The sequence below is a fragment of the Stenotrophomonas sp. YJH_SMC_133 genome, from assembly GCF_059370655.1.
The window spans coordinates 135,297-157,480 of sequence record NZ_JCAFTW010000012.1 but is presented as its reverse complement, the minus strand read 5'-3'; the positions used below and the strand labels follow the sequence as shown (position 1 = coordinate 157,480).

Sequence of the window (22,184 nt, the reverse complement as noted above, 5' to 3'; positions counted from 1 at the left end):
GACGCGTTCGATCCTCAGAGCTTCACCGTCACGCCCACCTGGAAACCGCGCCCGGGCAGCGGCGCGATGTACTTCAGCGGCGAGTTGTGCGGCCGTGCTTCTTGATTGAGCAGGTTGCTGCCGTTGACGAACACCTCCATGCCGGCGATGTAGCTGTTGCGTACCGGCAGCTCACGGCTGACCTGCAGGTCGACCAGGTTGAACGCATCCAGCGGCACTTCCTCGCTCACGTTGCGGCCGAGGTACTTCTGCGTGTCGTAGTAGGTGCTGGACAGCTGCGCCTTCCACCCCTCGCGTTGCCACTGCAGGATGGCGCCGTAGCGGTTGGTCGGCATGTTCGGCAGGTACTCGCCGTCATTGTCGGCACGCAACGAATCGGGGCGGTCGGCCTTGTTCTTCACCAGGTCGGCGAAGGCGGAGACGTTCAACGTGCCGTAGCGGCCCAGGTCCAATGCCTGCGAGGCATCGATCTCGAAGCCCTTCACCGTGGTGTCGGCCTGCTTCCAGTACTTCAGCGGCAGGCGGTTGGCGGTCTGCATGCCCGAGTAACCCAGGTACAGATAGTTCTCGTACTTCATCCGGTACGCGGTGGCCGACAGTTCGAAACCACCAAGGTGGAACAGGCCGGTCAGTTCCAGGTTCTTCGCGCGTTCCGGCTCGAGGTTCTGGTTGCCTTCTTCCTGGGTCATCACCGAATAGTGAGCATTGCTCGCATACAACTCGTTGATCTCCGGTGCGCGCTGCGAAGACGAGTAGCGCACCTTGGCGGCGAACAACGGACCGAGCTCGACATACGATCCCAGGCTGTAGCTGTTGAGCCGGTAGTCGCGGTCCTGCAGTTTCGCGTTGGCGGCATTGCGCGCGGTCTTGAAGCGGCTTGGTTGCAGGTCATGGTCAACGCGCTCGTGGCGCACGCCAGCGTCGAAACTGGCCCAGCCGAAGTCCAGCGTCTCCTTCAGGAACACCGCGTTGCTGCGGGTGTCGACGTCAGGCAGGTAGCGCAGCGAGCCACTGCCGGTGACATCACGCGACTGGTGGCTGAAACCCAGCATGCCGCTGAGCGGACCGACGCGCTGATGGCTGAGCAGCAGCTCGGCCTGGGTGCTCTCGAAATCGTAGTCGTTGGCGCGGGTGGCACCCAGCCGCTCGCCCGAGGTGTTGTCCAGCTTGGAAACGCGCAGTTCGGCGCGCTCGAACCACGGCAGCGGATCGCGCAGCAGGGCTTCCAGTGCATAGCGTTCCTGCTTGATCACCACCCCCACCGGCAGCCCGTTGGCATAGTTGGAACCGAACGACAGGTTCTGCATCGAGAACCCCGGCACGCCGTACTCGCTGTCCTTGGCATCGATGCTGATACCCACGTAACCACGGTCGAAGAACAGGGTCGACCCGAGCGCCACCTGCGAATTTCTCGCGTAGCTGTTGCCCAACCGGTGATGGTAATCGGGCGTCACGTCGTTGTTGATCTGCTTCTGCACGTACGACGGCGTGCCAGCGACATAGGCAGGATTGACCGGATTGATGTAGGTGCGGCGCTGCCAGACCGAAGTCGGATTGTTGGTGTAGAAGGAGAAATCGCCGTCGGCCCAGTCCGGGTTTTCGGTCATGAACTGGTCGATGTAGGGCTGCGACGCCTTGTTGTAGATCTGCTGCACGCGCGCTTCCTTCTGGCAGCTGTCGGCCAGCGCAGAGTTCACGCCACCGGTCGGCGGGAACAGGCGCGTGTTGCAGACACTGGCCTTGCTGTTGCCGGGGATGTCGTAGTGCGAGATGCGCTGACGCGAGACCTGCAGGTTGGTCGAGAAGTTGCGCTGGTTGTTGAAGTTCATGCGGAAGCCCTGCGCGTCGGCGGCGTTGAAGCCCTTGCGCAGGACCAGTTCCATCGACTGGTCCTTGTCTTCCATGCGGCGCGAGATCAGGCCCGAATCGATCTCCACGCTGCCGCCGATCGCATTGCCGCCGTAGCGCACGGTGTCGGAAGACTTGTTGACGGTGACGCTGCGTACGAACAGCGGATCGAACGGGATGTTGATGTCGCCGCTGATCGCGTTCATCCCGAGGATGGACTGGCCGTCCTGCAGGATCTGCACGCGGTTGCCACTGAGGCTGCGGATGACCGGGGCACCCGCGTTCGGCCCGAAAGCACTGTTCTGCACGCCGGAGACGTGTTCGAGCAGGCCGCCCAGGGTGCGGTTCTGCGCCTGTGGGTTGTCGACGGTGACCCGACTGTCGATACGGGAGGGCTGGCTGGCCTGGACCTGGAGGGTGGGGAGGGTGGGTTCGTCCGCGGCCTGGGCGCTGTGGACGGCGAACAGAATGGCGGTAGCAAGGAGATGGCGACGCATGGCACGGTCCGTGAAATTGACGTGAAATGTTATAACGTAACCATTCAGGTCAACAAGAGCGGAAACCGCCTCGATTCAATGGGGCAGGGTGCTTTGGCCTCTCGGGATGGGACGGAGTCTCCCTCGTTCAGCGCACCGCCTTGCGCGTGCTGCTGGCGACCGGCACGATCTGGGCACTGCCCCGCAACGCCCCACGCAGAGCTTCCTCATTCAAACGGAGCCCCGTATGAAGCTGTTGTCCGCTGTGTTGTTGTCTGCGCTTTCGCTCTCCGCCGTTCCGGCGCTGGCGGTGGAAGCTTCGCCCTCGCCGCTGCTGGGGCGCTGGTCGCTGGATATCGCCACGTCTGCGTTACCCGAAGCACAGCGCCCGAAGCAGGTGGTGCTGGAGTTCAAGGACGCCGGTGCGGGTCGGTGGAGTTCACACGTCGACATCGTCCTGCACGACGGCAAGACCATGAAATCCGACGGCACGTTGGCGCTCGACGGTACGCCGGGGACCTTGTCCGGCACCTACGGCGCGGACAAGGCCAACCTGAAACTGCCGGCGCCGAATACCCTGGTGATGCAGCTGGTGGACCACGGTACGCCGGCCTCCACCCGCATCTATACCGTGGCGGCGGACCGTACGACGATGACCGAGACCAAGGCGTTCTACGGCCACGACGGTACGCCGATCCTGCAGACCAACCTGTTCAAGCGGATACCGTAGCGGCGCCGCCTGCGCCATGCCCACGGGGAGGGAATCCGCGGGCATGGCACCGGCAGCCTTACACCGAGGCCGGGTCGCGCTTGCCGGTGTCGATGCCGTACTTGTCGATGGCCTCCTGCATCCGCGAGCGCTCGATGCGGCCTTCGTCGGCCAGCGACTTCAGGGCGGCCAGCACGATGAAGTGGCGATCCACTTCGAAGAACGTGCGCAGCGACTCACGCGTGTCGGAACGGCCGAAGCCATCGGTACCGAGTGCGATGAAGCGGCGGTCGTTGATGAAGGGACGGATCTGGTCGCCGACGATCTTCATGTAGTCGGTGGCCACCACCACCGGGCCATCATGGCCCTGCAGGCACTCCTGCACGTAGGGTACGCGCGGTTCCTCAGCCGGGTGCAGCAGGTTCCAGCGTTCGGCAGCCAGGCCGTCGCGGCGCAGTTCGGTCAGGCTGGTCGCGCTCCACACATCGCTGGCGATGCCGAAGTCCTGCTGCAGCAGTTCTGCCGCAGCTTCCACCTCGCGCAGGATCGAGCCTGCGCCCATCAGCTGCACGCGTGGCTGCGAGGCGGCATCGGCGGCTGCCGGACGCAGCAGGTAGAGGCCCTTCAGGATGCCGGCCTCGGCGCCTTCGGGCAGTGCCGGCTGCGGGTAGTTCTCGTTGAGTACGGTGATGTAGTAGTAGATGTCTTCCTGGTCGACATACATGCGGCGCAGGCCGTCATGGATGATCACCGCCAGCTCGTAGTTGTAGGTCGGGTCGTAGGACACGCAGCTGGGAATCACCGACGACAGCACGTGGCTGTGGCCGTCATCGTGCTGCAGGCCTTCGCCCATCAGCGTGGTGCGGCCCGACGTGGCACCGAGCAGGAAGCCGCGGGTACGCGCATCGGCAGCGGCCCAGGCCAGGTCTCCGACGCGCTGCAGGCCGAACATCGAATAGAAGATGTAGAACGGGATCGTGGCCAGGCCGTGGTTGCTGTAGGCGGTACCGGCGGCGATCCACGAACAGATCGCACCGGATTCATTGATGCCTTCCTGCAGGATCTGGCCGTCCTTGGCTTCCTTGTAATAGCTCAGCTGGCCGGCGTCCTGCGGGGTGTACAGCTGACCCAGGTAGGAGTGGATGCCGATCTGGCGGAACAGGCCTTCCATGCCGAAGGTGCGCGATTCATCGGGCACGATCGGAATCACCAGCTTGCCCAGTTCCGGGTCCTTCAGCAGGCTGGTGAGGATGCGCACGAAGCCCATGGTGGTGGACTGACCGCGATCGCCGCTGCCCTGCAGCTGGGTGTTGAAGATCGACAGCGGCGGCAGCGGCAGCGGATCGACCTTGGCCAGGCGCGCCGGCAGCTGCCCGCCCTGGATGCGGCGGCGCTCGGCGAAGTAGACCGCTTCGGCGCTGCCCGGTTCCGGGCGCAGATAGGGCATCTCCTCCAGCTGCTCGTCGCTGACCGGCAGGTTGAAGCGGTCACGGAAGGCGCGCACCGCGTCGGCGCTCATCTTCTTCAGCTGGTGGTTGATGTTCTGGCCTTCGCCGGCTTCGCCCATGCCGAAACCCTTGACCGTCTTGGCCAGGATCACCGTCGGCCGGCCGCTGGTGTTCACCGCCTGCTGGTAGGCGGCGTACACCTTCTGCGGATCGTGGCCACCACGTGCCAGCGCCCAGATGTCGTCGTCGCTCATGTGCGCGACCAGCTCCAGCAGCTCCGGGTAGCGGCCGAAGAAATGCTCGCGCACGTAGGCGCCGCTCTGCGACTTGAAGGTCTGGTAGTCACCATCCACGCATTCCATCATGCGCTGGCGCAGCAGGCCGCTGTGGTCGCGGGCCAGCAGGTCGTCCCAGCCATTGCCCCAGATCAGCTTGATCACGTTCCAGCCGGCCGCGCGGAAGGTGCCTTCCAGTTCCTGGATGACCTTGGCGTTGCCGCGTACCGGCCCGTCCAGGCGCTGCAGGTTGCAGTTGACCACGAACACGATGTTGTCCAGCCGCTCGCGGCCGGCCAGGGAAATTGCCGCCAGCGATTCGGGCTGGTCCATCTCGCCGTCGCCGAGGAAGGCCCAGACCTTGCGGCCCTGGTGTTCTTTCAGGCCGCGGTATTCCAGGTAGCGCATGTAGCGCGCCTGGTAGGCGGCGGTCAGCGGGCCCAGCCCCATCGACACGGTGGGGAACTGCCAGAACTCCGGCATCAGGCGCGGGTGCGGATACGAGGACAGGCCTTCGCGGCCGGCTTCGCGGCGGAAGTTGTCCATCCGTGCCGGATCGATGCGGCCTTCCACGTACGCGCGGCCGTAGATCCCCGGCGCGGAGTGGCCCTGGATGTAGATCATGTCGCCGTCGAAGGTGTCAGTACGGCCACGGAAGAAATGATCGAAGCCCACGTCGTACAGCACTGCCGCCGACTGGTAGGTGGCGATGTGGCCGCCGACGTTGGAATGCTTGCCGGCACGCAGCACCATCACCATCGCGTTCCAGCGGATCATTGCGTTCAGGCGGCGCTCGATGGCCAGGTCACCCGGGTAGGCCGGCTGGCGCTCGGGCGGGATGGTGTTGACGTAGGCGGTCCAGGCACGGGTATGCAGTTCGCCGTGTTGCCGGGCGTCCAGATCGCTGAGCTGGTCGATCAGGTAGTGCGCGCGCGGCCGGCCGCCGGCCTGCATCACCGCCTCCAGCGATTCACGCCACTCCTGGGTTTCCAGTGGATCGGTATCGAAGGGAATGAGGGCTTGGTTCATGGCTGTCTCCAGAGGGCGCCGGTCGGACGTCTGCCTGGGCGACAACACCGGCAGGGCGCACGGCACTGGAGCGGGGTCGCAACGGCGGGCGCCGTGACGCGAAGGGCGACCGTGGCGGCCACCGAGAAGACAAGCGTAGGCCTGCCCCCCACGCTTCGGTAGGCGGGCGGGGCTTGGGTCTCTGGCAAGCAAGGGTTGGTGCCGCGCGCCGTATCATGGGCCGATGCGCTGGGCGCGGCCGCTGATCAGGCCGGGGACAGCCCCGGCAGGAACACCGGGATGATCGCCACGCCGACGCCCAGCAGGCACCAGGCGACGATGGGCAACCAGCGCGCCAGGCGTTGGGCGGGTTCCGGTGCACGACGACCGCCGATCCACAACAGCAGCGTGAGCACACCCAGCGCATAGGCGAGGACGACGATCACCGGATGCACATGGATGACCCGGCTGGGCGGCCACATCTGCTGCTGGTAGGCGGTGGTGTGGGCGACCAGCAGCAGGAACAGCAGGCTGCTGAGGGTGTTGATGGCGGTGCGTGCGTTGATGGGAGCACTCCTTGTGCGGGCTGCCGGGACATTGCAGGGGCCGCATTCTAGCGGCTGCCTGCCGGTCGTTGAAACGTCACTGTCATCGATGGCGGTCACCCTGCGGGGCTTTCCAGCCTCGGGGTGGTTGGCCGGCCGTGAACAGCGTGAGGATCTGGGAGAAGAGCTACGCGCTGCGGCGCCGGCTGCTGCGTGGCTTCTTCCTGCGTCGCGGTTCGGCCAGCGAGGATGCCGAAGACCTGGCGCAGGAGGTCTACCTGCGCCTGCTGCGCAGCACCGGCGAGGATGCCGATGCGGTCGAGAACCCGGAAGCCTACCTGTTCACCGTGGCGGCCAACCTGGCGCGCGAGCATGCGCGCGCGCGGTCGTCGCTGCCGCCGCTGGAAGACGTCGACCTGCTGGCCGAAGTGCTGAAAAGCGAAGAAGACATCGAAGGTGAATTCGAGCGAGCGCAGCGCTGGAATGATATCCGCAGCACCATCGCACGACTGCCGGCGACCACGCGGCGGGTGATGGAACTGCACTACCGCGACGGGCTGGACTGCCCGCGAATCAGCCAGCAGCTGCAGGTGTCGGTGCACATGGTGCGAAAGCACATCGGCAAGGGGCTGGAGGCCTGCAGGAAGGCGCTGGGCGCCAGGGAGCTCACATGAACCGGACCTCATCGCCCGCGGCCGACGACACGATCGCCTGCGAGGCCATGGACTGGTTCCTGCGCAATCGCGAGGGGGCGCTGGATGAGGCCGGGCGCCTCGCGTTCCTGGACTGGATGAAGCGCTCGCCGGAGCACGTGCGCGCCTACATGCACGCCCTTGCGTTGCACCGGCAGGTGGGCGAGGCGCTGCAATCGCCGTTGCCTGACGACGCGGCGGTTCCACCGCGGCAGGTCGCCGCCAAGGTGGTGCCGCTGTTCGGTAGCGTGCACGCGCCGCCGCGCGCTGTGCCGCGTCGCGGTCGTGCGCGCTGGTGGGTGGCGGCTGCCGCAGCCTGTATCACCCTGCTCGGCGTGGGCCTGGTTCCGCAGGTGATGCCCACCGAGCAGCTTTACAGTGCCGGACAGGGTGAACTTCGCGACCTGGTGCTGCCCGACCAGACCCAGGTGCGGCTCAACGCGGACAGCCGCCTGCGGGTACGCATGGGCTGGTTCAGCCGCAAGGTGGAGCTGCTGCAGGGTGAGGCCACATTCGACATCGCCCGCGACCGCCGTCCGTTCGAGGTGGCGGTGAACGGCCTGGAGATCCGCGACATCGGCACGGTGTTCGATGTATCGCGACGGCTGCAGAGCACGCGCATCGGCGTTGTCTCCGGCGAGGTGGAGGTATGGAGCCAGGGTGCGGACCCCCGGCGTCTTGCGCAACTGGGCGAAGGCCGGGTGGTGCAGGTCGACGCGCGCAGCCATGCGGTCGAGTCATTGGACCTGCCATTGTCGATGCTGCTGGACTGGCAGCAGCGCAAGGTGTCCTTCCTGGATGAACGGCTGGACGAGGTGGCGGCGGCCTTCAACCGGCACAACCAGGTGCAGGTACGCGTGCTGGACGAAGGTGCGGCATCGGCACGGTTGTCCGGCAGCCTCGATGCGCATCGCATCGGTGCGCTGCAGGCCTTCCTCGAACGCGACCCGCGCTTCGTGGTGAGGCGCGAAGGCGACACCGTGCGGGTTGGCAGCCGCTGAGGCCCGTGCGGTCGTGGACTGTCAGAAAAAATTCATCGAATCCGCGTTCTCCACTTCGGTGGATGCCGGCTCTTACTTGGGAGAAGCCGCTGCCGATCCGCGCAGTGGCACCTGCTGCCTTCTCTCTTCCAAGGACCCGTGATGCGCAACACGCTCTACCTGTCGATCATCCTCGCCCTGTCTCCCTGCAGCGTGCCGCTGGCCTTCGCCGCCGGTGCCGATGGCCTGGAGGCGCGTGTATCCACGCCGATCGCGGCGCAGCCGTTGGCGCGTGCGCTGGAGCAGCTGTCGCGCGGTTCCGGGGTGCAGTTCCTGTACTCGGCCGGCGGTGATGCCCGCATGGCCGGTGCGGTGCCGCGCGGTGCCACCGTCAGGCAGGCGCTGGACGCGCTGCTGGCCGGTACCGGCCTGGGGTACACCGTGGTGGATGGCAATGTCATCGCCATCGATCCGGCGCCAGCTCGCAACCAACCGAAGCCGGCCGCGCCGAAGCCGCGCGAGGCCGAGGCAATGGTGGCGCCGACCCTGGACACGGTGAAGGTGATTGCCGCACATGAGGTCATCGACCAGAAGAAGTCGTCGCCGGTGATCAAGGATTCGGTGGTGTATGACGAGATGGACAGCTACGGCGACGAGACCCTGGCCGAGAGCCTGATGGCCGCTCCAGGGCTGAGTGCGGTGGAGGATGCCGGCGAGCCACGTTACGTGACCGTGCGCGGCGTGCAGGCCAACCTCAACTACACCACCATCGATGGCATCGCGATTGCCAGCGTGGGGGGCAGTGGCTCCGGCGAGCGCATGAACAACCTGCAGCTGATTCCCAGCGACATCGGCACCCGTACCGACATCTACAAGAGCTTCAGTGCCGAGCAGGCACCGGATGCGATCGGCGGCGTGATCGACATCATCAGCCGCAGTGCCTTCGACCGGTCAGGCAAGTACGTGTTTGCCGATGTGGCAGGCATCTATTCCACCGCCGAGACCAACGTCGAGCGCAGCGCAGGCGGCAACCACGAGACCCTGGGTCACTTCGGCAAGAGCGCCAAGATGGTGTTCTCCAACCAGTTTGGTGTCGACCAGGAGTTTGGCATCGTTGCGGTGGCACGCTACGAGCAGCGTTCGCGCAACAGCGTCAAGCGCTGGGTGGAGTCGAACTACTACTACAACGACGCTGGCAAATACCTCACCGACGGTACCACGGGCCCGGACCAGGCCAAGGGCTGGAACGGGCTGCGTGCGCCTGGCAACTTCAGCACTGGCACCTATACCAACTTCATCACCAACTTCGGTGGCTCCGCCAAGCTTGAGTGGAAGCCCTCGGATGATCCGTTCTACGCATCGTTGCTGCTGTATTCGTACCGGTTCTACGAGAACTCGACGATGAACAAGACGGATCTGTACGGCAACGCCAAGTTTCCGGTCCGCAACCAGACCGAAGACAGCGGCACCACCCAGATCAACAGCATCTACATCAAGAACCGCCACGACCGCTGGGACCGCAGCAACCGTGGCGCCATCGCCAGCTTCAACTGGGACATGGGTGACCGTTCGCGGCTGACCCTGCGCGGTGGCCATACCGAAGAGACCTTCCACAACAGCCAGGTCTACTGGGGCGTGCGCGCCTATCCAAGCAATCTGTTCGTCGACTACGAGAACGACAGCCACGGATTCCCCAACGCGGTGGCCGTTTCCGATTCCAGCCTGCTGACCAGTTCCGCATTCAAGCTCAATCCGGCGCAGGCCTACGTCTCCCCGCGCGATGCCAAGGAGAGCATCGACAACCTGCGCGCCGACTTCAGCTACAACATCGACGCCGATGCGAGAGGTTTCGGCCTGGCCGCCGGCGCCGAGTACCGCCACCTGAAGATCTGGCAGGACATCGACTTCGACTATTTCAAGAGCAGTGCCACGCTCAACGACTACCTGTACCCGGGTTCGACGCTGCTGGGCAGCGTGCCGGGCTTCCCGCTGATCGACAACCGCAAGTGGAACGAGCAACTGCTGCCGAAACTGGGCAGCAACAACAAGGCCTATCCGAATGCCAACTTCACCAGTGACTACAAGTACGTGGAGGACATCACCAATGCCTATGTGTCCGCGCACTACGCCTGGGATCGGCTGCTGCTGATCGGCGGCCTGCGCTACGACCACACCCGCTTCGATGCCTACAGTCCGTTCAGCGATGATGGCGGCACTACCTATACCTCCGCCTTCCGCAATACGAGTGGTGGCTACAACAACCTGCTGCCCTCGTTGAATGCGACGTTCAAGCTCACCGAGGACCAGCGCCTGCGCTTCTCCGCCAGCCGCACGCTGGGCCGGCCGACGCCGAGCAACATCGCCCAGGCCACCAGCACCAGCTGTGGCGATGACGAGGAGGGCAGGGGCTTCTGCAGCATCAAGCAGGGCAATGCCGACCTGCAGCCGCGCCGTTCCACCAACATCGACCTGGCGTGGGACCTGTATTTCAACGGCAACAACGGCCTGGTCTCGGTGGCGCTGTTCGACAAGGTGATCAAGGACGACATCTACACCCTGACCACCTTCGAGGACGTGGGTGATACCCGCTACCGGGTGACCCAGCCGATGAACACCGATGAGTCCAAGCTGCGCGGTGTCGAGTTCGCGGTGGCCAACCGCAACCTGCAGTGGGGCCGCCAGCGCTTCGACATGTACTTCAACGCCACGCGGCTGGAAGGCCAGACCAACTACCGCATCAGTGATGGCACCGAGCGCCGCCTGGACCGGCTGCTGTACCAGCCGGACTGGTCGCTCAACGGTTCGGTGATCTGGCGCATGCCGTGGAAGAGCGCGCAGCTGCGCCTGTCCGGCACCTACCGCAGCCGGATGCTGGTCGACTTCGGCGACACCCAGTGGCTGGATTCGTACTACGACCCGTACATGACCTTCAACATGGGCTTCAGCCACAAGGTCAGCAAGCACGTGACGCTGAAGTACGAGGCCAAGAACCTGTTCAACACCCAGCCGACCTACAGCACCGGCCCGAACGGGCGCTTCCGTACCGAGATCGACGACTACGGCCGCTTCTTCTACTTCCACATCATCTACAACTGAGGGCACAGCCGTGGAGACGATCAATCGCAGGCGATTCCTCGCCCTGGCCGGCCTGTCCGCTGCCGGTGCCTGGATGGGCACGGCACACGCGCTGGCCGCGCAGGCCGATGCCACCGCGCTGAACCCGCGCAACCTGCTGGCCAAGCCGCGCTTTGCCAGCACACCCTTCACCCTGGGCGTGGCCTCGGGTGATCCCTCGGCCGATGGCATGGTGCTGTGGACGCGCCTGGCGACCGAACCGCTGGTGTTCGGCGGCGGCATGCCGACCCGGCCGATGCTGGTCGAGTGGCAACTGGCCGCAGACGAAGGCATGCGCAAGGTGGTACGTCAGGGGGCGGCGATGGCGCATCCCGAACTCGGCCACGCCGTGCACGTGGAGCTGGACGGGTTGGCGCCCGGACGGCCCTACTGGTACCGCTTCAGCGTCGGTGGCCACGCCAGTGCGGTCGGTTGCACCCGCACGCTGCCCGCAGCCACGGCCGCGGTGGATCGCGTGCGCTTTGCGGTGGCCGGTTGCCAGCACTACGAAGAAGGCCACTACACCGCGTGGCGGCGCATTGCCGAGGAACCGCTCGATTTCGTCTTCCACTATGGTGATTACATCTACGAAGGCGAAAGCCAGCCGGGCCTGCGGAAGATGAACGGCCAGCCGTTCACCAACCTGCGCAACCACGTCGGCCCGCAGATCTACACGCTGGATGATTACCGCCGCCGCTACGCCCAGTACAAGAGCGATGCGGACCTGCAGGCCGCGCATGCGGCGGCACCGTGGTTCGTCACCTTTGACGACCATGAAGTGGACAACAACTGGGCCGGCGCCGAAGACCAGGATGACACGCCCAGCGAAGTATTCCTGCTGCGCCGCGCACAGGCGTTCCAGGCCTACTACGAGAACATGCCGTTGCGCCGTTCGGCATTCCCGCGCGATGGGCACATGCAGATGTACCGACGTGCACGCTACGGCACGCTGATGGACCTGCACCTGCTCGACACCCGCCAGCACCGCAGCAAGCAGGTGAACATGGCGCTGCGTGAGGAGGTGGAATCGCCGGAGCGCAGCATTGTGGGGGCGAAGCAGGAGCGCTGGCTGTTCGACGGCCTGGCCGATGCCGCACCGCGCTGGCACACCATCGCCCACCAGGTGGCGCTGGGCAACTACATGCGCGAGAAGGATGGGGTGGTGCAGTCGTCCGACGACCAGTGGTCGGGCTATCTGGACAGCCGCCGGCGCCTGCTCGACCACATCCAGAAGGTGGGCTTCGGCAACGTGGTGACCGCCTGCGGCGACGCGCATCGCCACTATGCCAGCGATCTGGTGCAGGACCACCGTGACTCGGGCGTGATCTCCAGCGAGTTCCTCGCCACGTCGATCACCTCCGGCGCCGATGGCCAGGGTGTGGACGCGTATGCCAGGAACCAGCTTGCGCACAGCCCCTATCTGAAGGCGACCACCGACAAGCGTGGCTACGTGCTGTGCGATGTCACCCGCGATGCGTGGATCGGCGACATGAAGACGCTGGATACCGTGATGCAGCCGAATGGCGCGGTGCAGAGCTGGAAGCGCTATGCGGTGGAGCACGGCCGGCCGGGGCTGCAGGAGGCCTGAATCTACCGCTCTACAGAGATCCTTCAATCCTGCTCGAACCGCAGTGGTTCGCTGCCCATCGCCGGGTCACTGGTGCCGGGGCGCCCATCCTCGGCGCGACCGGCCAGGCGCAGCATGCTCTCGCCCGCGCCGATCTGCAGGTCATACCAGCCCGCCGTGGGCGTTGCGTCCCACGCCAACGCGGTTTCTGCGTGTGCGGGTAGTACCAGCGCCTGATCGGGCATGTGCCCGGCATAGGCACCAGGCTGCACACGCACCTGCTGCGCGCCGTCACCCAGGTTGCGCAGCCGCAGCCGCAGTTGGCCATCCGTGCGATCAATTGAAGCCTGCAGCGCAGGATCCTTGGCCGCCCCCTGGAAGTGGCGGTGGAAGCCGTTCGGGCCCAGCAGCCACAGGTCATAGCGGCCCTGGGCATCAAGCGGCCAGCGCTCGCGCAGCGCCATGCCCGGGAGCAGCGTGTAGCGGCGCGGCACCGCATCCAGCCGCAGCCGGTCGTAGACATGCAGCACTGCCGCCGCGCCTTCGCAGGATAGCGCCAGATCCACGCCCGAGGCGTCCACCGCAGCCATCGATGCCTGCGGCCGATAGGGCAGGGCGCGCGCCGGGCGTATGCCGACTTCCTGCTTCGCTGGTTTCAGCCCCTCCGGCAGCGCCGGCACGGTTCGCCCTGGCAACGCAGCGGCGCGTGCGGCCACCGCGCTCACGTCGGGCAGGCCGCGCACGAACGGGCGGGTATCGCGCTGGGCGAAGTCGAAGGCGTTGCTGAGGTCGCCGCAGACCGCGCGGCGCCACGGCGAGATGTCCGGTGCCGCCACACCGAAGCGGCGTTCGATCAGTCGAATGACCGAGGTGTGGTCGTAGACCTGCGAGTCGACCCAGCCACCCCGACTCCACGGCGAGATCACATACAGCGGCACGCGCGGGCCCAGTCCATACGGGCGGCCGCGCAGTTCGGCGGCATCGTACTTCTCGTCGCCCGGTGCGGGATGGCGGTGGTATTCGCCCTCGGTACTGACCGAGGACGCACCCGCCCAGCCGCCATCCACCGGCGAAGGCGGTGCCGGTGGCGGCATGTGGTCGAAGAAGCCGTCGTTCTCATCGAACATCAGCAGCAGGGCGGTGCGGCTCCAGACTTCCGGATCGGCAGTCAGCGCATCCAGCACGCGCGCGGTATAGGCCGCGCCCTGCGCCGGACTGGAGGGTCCGGGGTGCTCGCTGCCGGCCGCGTCGGCGATGATGAAGCTGACCTGCGGCAGGCGCCCGTCGAGTACGTCCTGGCGCAGCTGTGGCAGGCCACGGGTACTGACCCCGCGTGCGCGCAGTTGCGGGTCATGCCCGGGTGCAGCACTGTACGCCCGACGGAACGCCTCGAAGCCGGCCAGCGGGTTGTCGGTGAAGTTGTCCGCCATGTCCTGGTAGATCTGCCAGGACACGCCGGCCTTCTGCAGGCGCTCGACATAGCTGGTCCAGCGGTAGGACGCCGGATGCCCGCCGTGTTCGGGGAAGTTGTCATGCGAGTTGGCGATCACCGGGCCGCCGGCGCGGGCCTGTGCATCGTTGTGGCCGGTCCACAGGAACACCCGGTTCGGATTGGTGCCGGCCTGCATCGCGCAGTGATAGGCGTCGCAGATCGTGAACGCATCGGCCAGCGCGAACTGGAACGGCATGTCGCTGCGCTGGAAGTAGCCCATGGAGTGGTTCTGCTTGGCCTTCGGCCAGTGCCCCATGCGGCCGTGGTCCCAGGCGCGCTGCGCATCGGGCCAGGTGTGCGGCGTGCCTTCCACCCGCATGTAGCCGAAGTGCGCGGCGGTATCCAGCGGGAACGGTGCGATCGCCCGCGTGCCACTGGCATCGGGCTGCAGCCACAGGTTGCGCGCGCGGCCACCGGCCTGCAGCGCGGGGGCCGGGGCCACGAAGCGGTCACCGAAACCACGTACGCCCGGCAGCGTGCCGAAGTAGTGGTCGAACGAACGGTTCTCCTGCATGAACACCACGATGTGCTGCAGGTCTTCGAGGCTGCGCGTCTGCGCGGCGGGGGCGATCGCTGCGGCCCGGGCGATGCTGGGCAGCAGCGGAGAAAGGCCGGCGGCAACGCCGGCCTGCAACAACCGGCGTCGGCCGATATCGGTCACGGGCTCACTCACAGGTCCACGCGGAAGGAGATGCCGACGGTGCGCGGGGCGCCGATGAAGGCGTTGTCGCGGCCGTCCACCCCCGCAAGATACCGCTTATCGGTGAGGTTGCTCACCACCAGGTTGGCACCCATGCCCTTCAGGCGCGGCGACAGGCCCTGCAGGTCGAAACCGATGTTGGCATTGAACACGGTGGCCGAGGGCAGCTTGTTGACGTTGGCGGCATCAAGGTAGCGCGTGCCCAGGTACCGTCCGGAGAGGCCGAAGTTCCAGTTGGCGCCCTGCCAGTCGGCCGACAGCACCAGGGTGTTCTCCGGCTGGCCGATCACCTTGGCGCCGTCGACGATGCCCAGCTGAGTATCGCGGGCGGCATTGCCACTGCCCAGGTATTTGGAGCGGTTGTAGGTGTAGGCCGCGTTGATCCGCCAGCCATTGTCCCAACCATAGCCGAACGCCGCTTCCAGGCCGTTGCTTTCCACGCCACCGAAGTTCTCGTAGACGCCGTCGGTCTCGCCCAGGTAGTCGATGCCGCTGACGAAGCCCGCCGGCAGGTAGACGATGCGGTTGTCGAACTTGATGTTGTACAGGGTCACCGAGGCGGTCAGCGGCCAGCGGCTGATACGCATGCCCACTTCGATGTTGTCGGCGGTCTCCGGTTCGACATTGCGGAAGCGCTGCGGGTCGGTCTCGCCAAGTACGCCTGAAGGAATGGCGGCGAAATTCTGCGAGAAGCCGGCGAACAGCTCCATGCCTTCCACGCCCGGTGCCCAGGTGAAGCCGGTCGACAGCAGCGGATCGGACCTGGAATCGGATTTCACGTGCTCGCTGGCACCGATCACGCGGCGGCGCGACTGGTCGACGAAGAACTGCTTCACGCCCAGGCGGGCACTGAACGGCCCGAAGCGGGCCACGTCCTCGACGTAGTACATCTGCTCGTCAACCTTGTACTTGTCCTCGAACTGCACCCAGTACGGCTGATGGTCGAAGGCGATGTCCTGGCCGACGTTGAGCAGGCGGTGCCAGTCACGGCGTGCCGAACGGTCCAGCTTCTCCACCCACAGGCCGCCACGGATGGTGTTGTCGATCGCACCGAAGGTCTGCCGCCATTCGACGTCGGCGGTCACGCCCATGCGGTCGTTGTCGTAGTGGGTGTGGCGGTAGGACTGCGCGCCCAGCACGTTGCCCGCGTAGCAGTTCGGATCGTACTCGGCGGTGAAGCCCAGGCGCGGGGTGCAGCTGGCCAGGCGCTGCGCGGCGCTGCCATCGGGATTGACGAAGAAGATCTGGCCGCGGTTGCTGCCGCCGTACACGGTTCTGCCACCGAGATATTCCGATTCGGGGCGGCCCGCACCCTCATCGCTGACCTGTGCCAGGTAAGGTGGAAGCCAGTCGCCACGACCTCGCATGCGGTGCCCGTAGGCGGCCACCGAGGCCTTGAACCCGTTGCCGCCGTCGAAGGCCGCACGCAGGTAACCAAAGGTGTTCTCGCGCAGCGCACGCGAGCCGGAACGGTAGTTCTGGTCCAGATACGGAATGCCGGTGAGGGTGCCGACCAGGTTGTCGCGATCCGGATTGGTGGCAAAGCCCTTCGGTGAGACGCTGGTGTATTCCGGCTCGTCGGCATCGTTGTAGGACAGGTAGCCGGTCAGGGTCCAGCGATCCAGTTCGGTGATGAACTTGCCGGCGATGTGGTCGTTGCTGGCGTGGCCGGTGCCGTCGATCCAGTCGTGCACCTTCGACGAGGAGGCGCTGATCCACGCGCGGGTGTGGCCGCCGAGCAGGCCGGTGTCGTAGCGCACGTAGTACTTGCGCGCATCGTTGTCACCGGCGCCGACCACGAAGCGCAGGCGGCTGTCCTGCAGCGGATCGCTGGTGAGGAAGTTGAGCGTGCCGCCCAGTGCTTCGTTCGATCGCGAGGAGATGTCAGCGGTGCCTTGGCTGACTTCCACCGTCTCCAGGTCGAGGGTGTCGATGTAGCGGTTGGCCAGCGAGCCGCCGCCGTAGCCGGAGCCGCCGTTGGGCAGGCCGTCGATGGTGGTGCCGATCTGCTGGGTATCACGATTGGTGACGAACCCGCGCATGCTGATCTGCGTGCCCCACACCGACGAGCCGGTGGCGTCGGCCTCGCTGACCACCACGCCGGGTACTTCGTTGAGCGCATCGTTGACGCTGCTCATCACGGTCTGCCTGTTCAGTGTTTCTGCGCGCACCGACGTCTTGGCGTAGCTGGTGGCCTGGCCGATCACCTGCACCTGGTCGAGGGTACGCGCATCGCTGCTGCGCGCTTCGCCCGTATCGCCCTGCGGTGCTTCTGCGAGGGCGTCCAGGGCGGGGGCGATCAGCAGGGCAAGCAGCGAAACACGGGGAAAGCGCGCAATCGTTCGCATCGATACCGGACCTTGGGGGGAGAGAAGCCCCCGAGTGTCGACAGCACCAATGACATCGACATGACGTAGAGATGCAGGAACCGTGTTGTGTGACGGCCGACGCCCCCGGCCGCCTGCCTGTCAGTACCGCGCGTCCTTGGGTTTCGGGTCGCGCGGCCAGTCCTTGGCCTTGTTGGCGAAGTCCGGGCGTGGCTGGTTGATGAAGTAGCTGGCGATGTCCACCGCATCCTGGTCGGGCATCACCTGCTGCCCAAGCGGCGGCTCGCGGGTCACCGCCGGTGGCATGTTGTGCTTGATGAAGCCGGCGGCCTTGTACAGGCGCGCCATGCCCGCGCCGATGTTGAAGCTGTGGTCGCCCCATAGCGGCGGGAAGGCGATGTCACCGCTGGCGTCGCGCCGTCCTTCGCCGTTGTCGCCATGGCAGGCGGCGCACTGCACGGCGTACAGCGCCTGGCCGCGGACCGGATCCGGGGTCAGCGTGCTGTCGATGGGCCCCTCACTGGGGGCGGCCACCTTTGCACCTTCTGGCACAGGACTGCTCAACCACGCCATGTAATCGAGCATCGCGCGCATCTGCGGCGAGTCCTTCGGCAGCGGCTTGCCGTTCATCGAACGCTGCAGGCAGCCGTTGATGCGCTCGGTCAGCCCGATCACCTTGCCCGGACGCGGCATGTAGCGCGGATAGGCGCCGCCGCCGGTATTGAAGTAGTGATTGCCGAAAGGCCGCTTGCCCTCGGCCATGTGGCACGAGTTGCAGTTCAGATCGTTGCCGACATTGTCCGGCAGCAGCCGTGCGGTCTCGTTGAGGATACGGCGGCCGAGCATCACCGATTCGGCATTGCCGAGCCCAGCGATTTCTTCGGCGCTGGGTGCGTGGTAGTGGCCGACCACCTTGCCCTGCGCATCGAGGATATCGATCGTGCTGGCCACGGCGGCATCCAGGTCCGGGTACAGATGATGGTAGGCGAGGGTACCGGCGCCGGCCAGCACCACGAGGGTGATCGCACTGCCGATCAGCAGGCGGGAACGCGTGCGTGAACGCTTCATCGTGCGGCCTCCTGCGGAACGTAGTGCACCGGCTTGTCGCGCACCACCCGGCGCATGCGCGCCACGTCGACCTCGCTCACTGCGCTGGCCTGGTTGCCCCAGCTGCTGCGGATGAAGGTCAGGATCTGTGCCAGCTGCGCATTCGGCAGCTGCTCGAAGCCGGGCATGGTGAAGGCCATGCGGTCATGCGGGGTATGCGGCGTGCGGCCGCCGATCAGGGTCACCTGCACCAGCGAGCTGGGGTCATCGGCGAACACGATCGAGTTGCCGGCCAGGGCAGGATAGACGCGCGGCATGCCGCGCCCGTCGGCGCGGTGGCAGGCCTGGCAGTGCTCGGCATAGGCCAGCGAACCGGCCACGCGGTAGTCGCCGCTGCGCAGTGCGGCGGTGGTGGTGTCGGTACCGGGCGACCACTGTGCGCTGCGTCCTTCGCGGGCGGGCAGCTGCTTCAGGTAGCGGGCCATCGCCAGCAGGTCGGCGTCGGACAGGTACTGCGTGCTGTGCTCGACCACGTCGGCCATGCCGCCGAACGCCGCCGATCGATCGGTGCGGCCGGTACGCAGGAAGTCGACGATCTCGCCCTCGCTCCAGCTGGCCAGGCCGGTCGATTCATTGCGCAGGTTCTTCGCATACCAGCCTTCCAGCACCGAGCCGGACAGGAACTGGCGGCTGCCATCATCGGCCATCGCCTTTTCCTGGAACGCCAACCCGCGTGGCGTGTGGCAGGCGCCGCAGTGGGCCAGGCCTTCCACCAGTTCGGCGCCGCGCTGCTGGCTGGCATCCAGCGACGGATCCGGGTTGAACGTGCGCGGGCGTGCGAACAGCAGCTGCCACCAGGCCAGTGGCCAGCGCATGTTGGCCGGCCACGGAATCGTGCTGTCGGCGTTGTCCTGCTTCACCGGTTGCACCGAGCCCATGAAGTAGGCGTACAGCGCCTTGATCTCCGCGTCGCTGGCGATCACGTACGAGGCGTACGGCATGGCCGGATACAACGGCTGCCCATCGTGGCGGATGCCGCGACGTACCGCACGCTCGAAGTCGGCGTAGTCGTAGGCGCCAATGCCGGTGTCCGGATCGGGCGTGATGTTGGTCGAGTAGATCGTGCCCATCGGCGTCTGCATGCCGAGGCCACCGGCGAACGGCTTGCCGCCGGGCGCGGTGTGGCAGGCCGCGCAGTCGGCCGCGCGCGACAGGTATTGTCCCTGCGCGATCAATGCCGGATCGTGGATGTCGACCTGCGCGGCCTGTCGCGGTGCGAACCAGTAGGGCGTGGTGCGGGCGACGCCGTAGGCGGCGGCCAGCGTGGCGGCCAGGGCAATGGCGAGCTTGAACGAGGTGCGCATGGCGGCACTGTGGGCGATCCCGCGCGCGCGTTCATTGATCCGGATCAATGACTGAACAGATACAGCTTGTACACCAAGCTGAATCGTTCCTGCGCTGTCATCAAGCCGTCATCCATGCGCGATAGATGGCCCACGCGCGCGTCGCTAACCTGCCACGCTGTCGCACCTTTTCCCCGATTGCCCATGAAGCGCCTGCTGCTGTTGTTGCTGGCGTGCGCCGGCCTGTGGCTGGCTGCATGCTCGTCCTCGATCAATGCCTCGTCCACCTCGCTTGCCGATCGGCTGATCGCGCCGGGGGGCGTATCGACCCTGCTCGATCGTCCGCGCATTGCCGCGGCCATTGCCGAACTGCCCAATCGCCACGGCTTCGCGCCGGGCCGCGATGGCGTGCCGATCTTCTGGCGTGTGTTCGATCCTGGCGATTACGGCGCGCGTTACCACTACCTGCCGCAGCGCCACGAGAACGGCCTGCCGCTGGATACCGGCCTGAGCCTGGCAGTACCGCAGCCGTTCCGCGCGCAGGCACCGCGCGGTACCGTGGTGTTGCTGCACGGCTGGATGATGAACGGTGATTCGATGCTGCCGTGGTCGTTGCAGTTGGCCGAATCCGGCTACCGCGTGGTCACGCTTGACCTGCGCAACCATGGACAGTCCGGTACCGGGCCGTCGGGCTATGGCACCTATGAATCCGACGATGTGGTGGATGTGATCGGCGAGCTGCGCGCGCGTGGTGAAGTAACCGGCCCGCTGTACCTGTTCGGCGTGTCCTATGGCGCCGCCACAGCGGTATTCACCGCCGACAAGCTCGGCGACCAGGTGGAAGGGGTGGTGGCGATGGAATCGTTCGCCAATGCCGGTGTGGCGATCCGCACGATGATTCCGCACCTGATGGGACTGCAGCCGGAAGGCCTGAAGGCGCAGGCGATGGCGTCGTACGCGCGCTGGCGCTACGGCGGCCAGGACATCAACCAGGTGATCGCCGCCGCCAGCCGCCGTATCGACGTCGATCTGGACCGCGTGGACGTAGCGCGCGCGCTGGCCGATACCCGCGCCTGCGTGCTGCTGCTGCACGGCCAGGGCGACCAGCACATTCCGGTCAGCCAGGGCCGCGAACTGGCCCAGGCCAACCCGCGCGCGCACTACATCGAGATGCGCGGCGAGGACCACATCACCCTGCCGCTGCGGCTGGACCTGCTGGCCGGTGTGGTCGATGACTGGATGGCGCGCGATGAGCACCACCCGAAGAGCGCCTGTCCGGCCCCACAGCTGCCGGCCCAGGCCGAGTGGCTGGCCCACCGCTGAAAAAGGGGACGGAGGGGATTAAGTCGTTTCCCGCACAGCTGGGCCATAAACGACTTAATCCCCTCCGTCCCCTTTTTCTGTCAGGCCACCCGTCGTGCCAGCGAGCGGGCAGACGCCGCGACGCCCAGCAGCAGCGCGGCCACGCACAGGAAGGCGAAGCCGAGGCTGGTGCCGTGTGCCAGTGCACCGATCGCTGCCGGACCGGCAAGGATGCCGGCGTAACCCAGCGTGGTGACTGCGGTGATGGCGATGCTCTCCGGCATCACCCGCTGCTGGCCGGCCATCGAGAACAGTGCCGGCACGATGTTGGCGCAGCCCAGCCCGACCAGTACATACCCCGCCAGCGCCACCGGAAACGAGGGCACCAACGTGGCCAGGGTGAAGCCTGCTGCGGCGGTGATGCCGCCGAAGACCAGGGTGCGGGTGCGGCCGAGGCGCTCGACGATGCCGTCGCCGAACAGGCGCATCGCGGTCATCGCCAGGGTGAACAGCGCGAAGCCGGCGCCGGCCTGGTCACGCGGCACTTGCCGCACTTCGGCCAGGAACACCGCGCTCCAGTCCAGCATCGAGCCTTCGGCGAGGAACACCACGAAGGCCAGCACGCCGATGAACAGCACCACGCCGTGCGGCAGCGCCAGCAGTGGGCCGTCGTGCAGGATCCGTTGCGGGCGCCAGTGCGGCGCCGACAGCACCGCGACCAGCAGCAGTGCCGCCACCGAAACCAGCGCGGCCAGCCACAGCGGTGTACCCAGGATCAGCAGGCCGGTCATGCAGCCTGCGCCGACGAAGCCACCGATGCTGTAGAAGGCGTGGAAGCCGGACATCATCGCGCGCCCGGCGTCGCGCTCGACCGCGACCGCCTGCATGTTCATCGCACAATCCAGCGCACCGACGCCGGCGCCGAACACGAACAGCGCCGCACCCAGCGCCACCGGCGAGGGCGCCAGCACCAGCAAGGGCAGGGCGCACAGCATCATCGCGCAGGTGATCACCATCACCCGGCGGCAGCCCAGCCGCCCGGTCAGCGCGCCCGCCAACGGCATCGCCAGCAGCGAGCCGAGCCCAAGGCACAGCAGCACGGCGCCGAGGCTGGCGTCGGACAGCCCGGCCTTGGCCTTGGCGTAGGGCACCATGGGCGCCCACGCGGCGGTGGCGAATCCGGGAATGAAGAAGGCGGCGCGGGTGGCGTGCTGCTGGGCACGTGGGGATGAAGGCGTCATGCGCGATGCGAAGCTCCAAGGGACGTTTATGGAAACGTTTTCAGGTCGGCTCGGCAAGTGCCATGCGTGA

The 22,184-nt window shown here is 66.3% G+C and carries 14 protein-coding genes; 6 read left to right on the top strand and 8 right to left on the bottom strand.

Annotated features, from left to right (window positions below; translation table 11 throughout):
- Positions 1–14: 14 nt before the first annotated feature.
- The gene (locus AC5P78_RS17595; protein WP_109337875.1) at positions 15–2,345 is read right to left on the bottom strand and encodes a TonB-dependent receptor; all 2,331 of its coding nucleotides are present in this window, start codon (positions 2,343–2,345) and stop codon (positions 15–17) included.
- A gap of 226 nt (positions 2,346–2,571) precedes the next feature.
- On the opposite strand from AC5P78_RS17595, the gene AC5P78_RS17590 reads away from it, so the two are divergent.
- Positions 2,572–3,054 carry a hypothetical protein gene (locus tag AC5P78_RS17590; protein ID WP_005412941.1) on the top strand — a complete coding sequence of 161 codons (483 nt, stop codon included), beginning with the start codon at positions 2,572–2,574 and terminating at the stop codon, positions 3,052–3,054.
- Between the two features lie 58 nt (positions 3,055–3,112).
- On the opposite strand, the gene aceE is transcribed toward AC5P78_RS17590, so the two are convergent.
- Both aceE and AC5P78_RS17580 read right to left on the bottom strand, forming a co-directional pair.
- Positions 3,113–5,785, bottom strand: a complete 2,673-nt coding sequence (aceE, locus tag AC5P78_RS17585) for a pyruvate dehydrogenase (acetyl-transferring), homodimeric type (RefSeq protein ID WP_012479739.1) — start codon at positions 5,783–5,785, stop codon at positions 3,113–3,115.
- Positions 5,786–6,030: 245 nt separating this feature from the next.
- Complete coding sequence (locus AC5P78_RS17580) at positions 6,031–6,429, bottom strand: hypothetical protein (RefSeq protein ID WP_111150806.1); 399 nt, start codon at positions 6,427–6,429, stop codon at positions 6,031–6,033.
- A 38-nt stretch (positions 6,430–6,467) separates the two neighbouring features.
- Here AC5P78_RS17580 and AC5P78_RS17575 point away from each other — a divergent pair, with 38 nt between their 5' ends.
- The 4 genes from AC5P78_RS17575 to AC5P78_RS17560 all read left to right on the top strand — a co-directional run bounded on the left by AC5P78_RS17575 (position 6,468) and on the right by AC5P78_RS17560 (position 12,683).
- Positions 6,468–6,983: an RNA polymerase sigma factor gene (locus AC5P78_RS17575; protein WP_005412945.1), complete on the top strand. Its 516-nt coding sequence runs from the start codon at positions 6,468–6,470 to the stop codon at positions 6,981–6,983.
- Complete coding sequence (locus tag AC5P78_RS17570) at positions 6,980–8,002, top strand: FecR family protein (protein WP_138969709.1); 1,023 nt, start codon at positions 6,980–6,982, stop codon at positions 8,000–8,002. The genes AC5P78_RS17575 and AC5P78_RS17570 overlap by 4 nt, the downstream gene beginning before the upstream one ends.
- A gap of 141 nt (positions 8,003–8,143) precedes the next feature.
- A complete protein-coding gene (locus AC5P78_RS17565) occupies positions 8,144–11,077 on the top strand; it encodes a TonB-dependent receptor (protein ID WP_138969708.1) in 2,934 nt (977 codons plus the stop codon).
- A 10-nt stretch (positions 11,078–11,087) separates the two neighbouring features.
- Entirely contained in the window at positions 11,088–12,683 is a 1,596-nt protein-coding gene (locus tag AC5P78_RS17560) for an alkaline phosphatase D family protein (protein WP_111196819.1), read from the top strand.
- A 23-nt stretch (positions 12,684–12,706) separates the two neighbouring features.
- Here the strand turns inward: AC5P78_RS17560 and AC5P78_RS17555 are convergent, their stop codons facing one another.
- The 4 genes from AC5P78_RS17555 to AC5P78_RS17540 form a co-directional block, all read right to left on the bottom strand.
- Positions 12,707–14,815 (bottom strand): phosphocholine-specific phospholipase C, encoded by a 2,109-nt coding sequence (locus tag AC5P78_RS17555; RefSeq protein WP_005409035.1) that lies wholly within the window; start codon positions 14,813–14,815, stop codon positions 12,707–12,709.
- An 8-nt stretch (positions 14,816–14,823) separates the two neighbouring features.
- A complete protein-coding gene (locus AC5P78_RS17550; RefSeq protein WP_138969707.1) occupies positions 14,824–17,202 on the bottom strand; it encodes a TonB-dependent receptor domain-containing protein in 2,379 nt (792 codons plus the stop codon).
- Positions 17,203–17,322: 120 nt separating this feature from the next.
- Positions 17,323–18,249 carry a c-type cytochrome gene (locus AC5P78_RS17545; protein WP_138969706.1) on the bottom strand — a complete coding sequence of 309 codons (927 nt, stop codon included), beginning with the start codon at positions 18,247–18,249 and terminating at the stop codon, positions 17,323–17,325.
- On the bottom strand, positions 18,246–19,592 hold the full coding sequence (locus tag AC5P78_RS17540) for a c-type cytochrome (RefSeq protein WP_012479748.1): 1,347 nt from the start codon (positions 19,590–19,592) through the stop codon (positions 18,246–18,248). The genes AC5P78_RS17545 and AC5P78_RS17540 overlap by 4 nt, the downstream gene beginning before the upstream one ends.
- Positions 19,593–19,775: 183 nt before the next feature.
- Between AC5P78_RS17540 and AC5P78_RS17535 the strand changes: the two genes are divergently transcribed.
- A complete protein-coding gene (locus AC5P78_RS17535) occupies positions 19,776–20,894 on the top strand; it encodes an alpha/beta fold hydrolase (RefSeq protein ID WP_005409039.1) in 1,119 nt (372 codons plus the stop codon).
- A gap of 80 nt (positions 20,895–20,974) precedes the next feature.
- Here AC5P78_RS17535 and AC5P78_RS17530 read toward each other — a convergent pair whose 3' ends face one another.
- The gene (locus tag AC5P78_RS17530) at positions 20,975–22,114 is read right to left on the bottom strand and encodes an MFS transporter (protein WP_012479749.1); all 1,140 of its coding nucleotides are present in this window, start codon (positions 22,112–22,114) and stop codon (positions 20,975–20,977) included.
- Between the last annotated feature and the right edge of the window lie 70 nt (positions 22,115–22,184).

What these genes read in the sequence shown, in the direction of transcription:
- AC5P78_RS17590 (WP_005412941.1), top strand. Translation starts at nt 2,572, where the DNA reads ATGAAGCTGTTGTCCGCTGTGTTGTTGTCTGCGCTTTCGCTCTCCGCC.
- AC5P78_RS17540 (WP_012479748.1), bottom strand. Translation starts at nt 19,592, where the DNA reads ATGCGCACCTCGTTCAAGCTCGCCATTGCCCTGGCCGCCACGCTGGCC.
- AC5P78_RS17550 (WP_138969707.1), bottom strand. Translation starts at nt 17,202, where the DNA reads ATGCGAACGATTGCGCGCTTTCCCCGTGTTTCGCTGCTTGCCCTGCTG.
- aceE (WP_012479739.1), bottom strand. Translation starts at nt 5,785, where the DNA reads ATGAACCAAGCCCTCATTCCCTTCGATACCGATCCACTGGAAACCCAG.
- AC5P78_RS17530 (WP_012479749.1), bottom strand. Translation starts at nt 22,114, where the DNA reads ATGACGCCTTCATCCCCACGTGCCCAGCAGCACGCCACCCGCGCCGCC.
- AC5P78_RS17570 (WP_138969709.1), top strand. Translation starts at nt 6,980, where the DNA reads ATGAACCGGACCTCATCGCCCGCGGCCGACGACACGATCGCCTGCGAG.
- AC5P78_RS17565 (WP_138969708.1), top strand. Translation starts at nt 8,144, where the DNA reads ATGCGCAACACGCTCTACCTGTCGATCATCCTCGCCCTGTCTCCCTGC.
- AC5P78_RS17595 (WP_109337875.1), bottom strand. Translation starts at nt 2,345, where the DNA reads ATGCGTCGCCATCTCCTTGCTACCGCCATTCTGTTCGCCGTCCACAGC.
- AC5P78_RS17535 (WP_005409039.1), top strand. Translation starts at nt 19,776, where the DNA reads ATGAAGCGCCTGCTGCTGTTGTTGCTGGCGTGCGCCGGCCTGTGGCTG.
- AC5P78_RS17545 (WP_138969706.1), bottom strand. Translation starts at nt 18,249, where the DNA reads ATGAAGCGTTCACGCACGCGTTCCCGCCTGCTGATCGGCAGTGCGATC.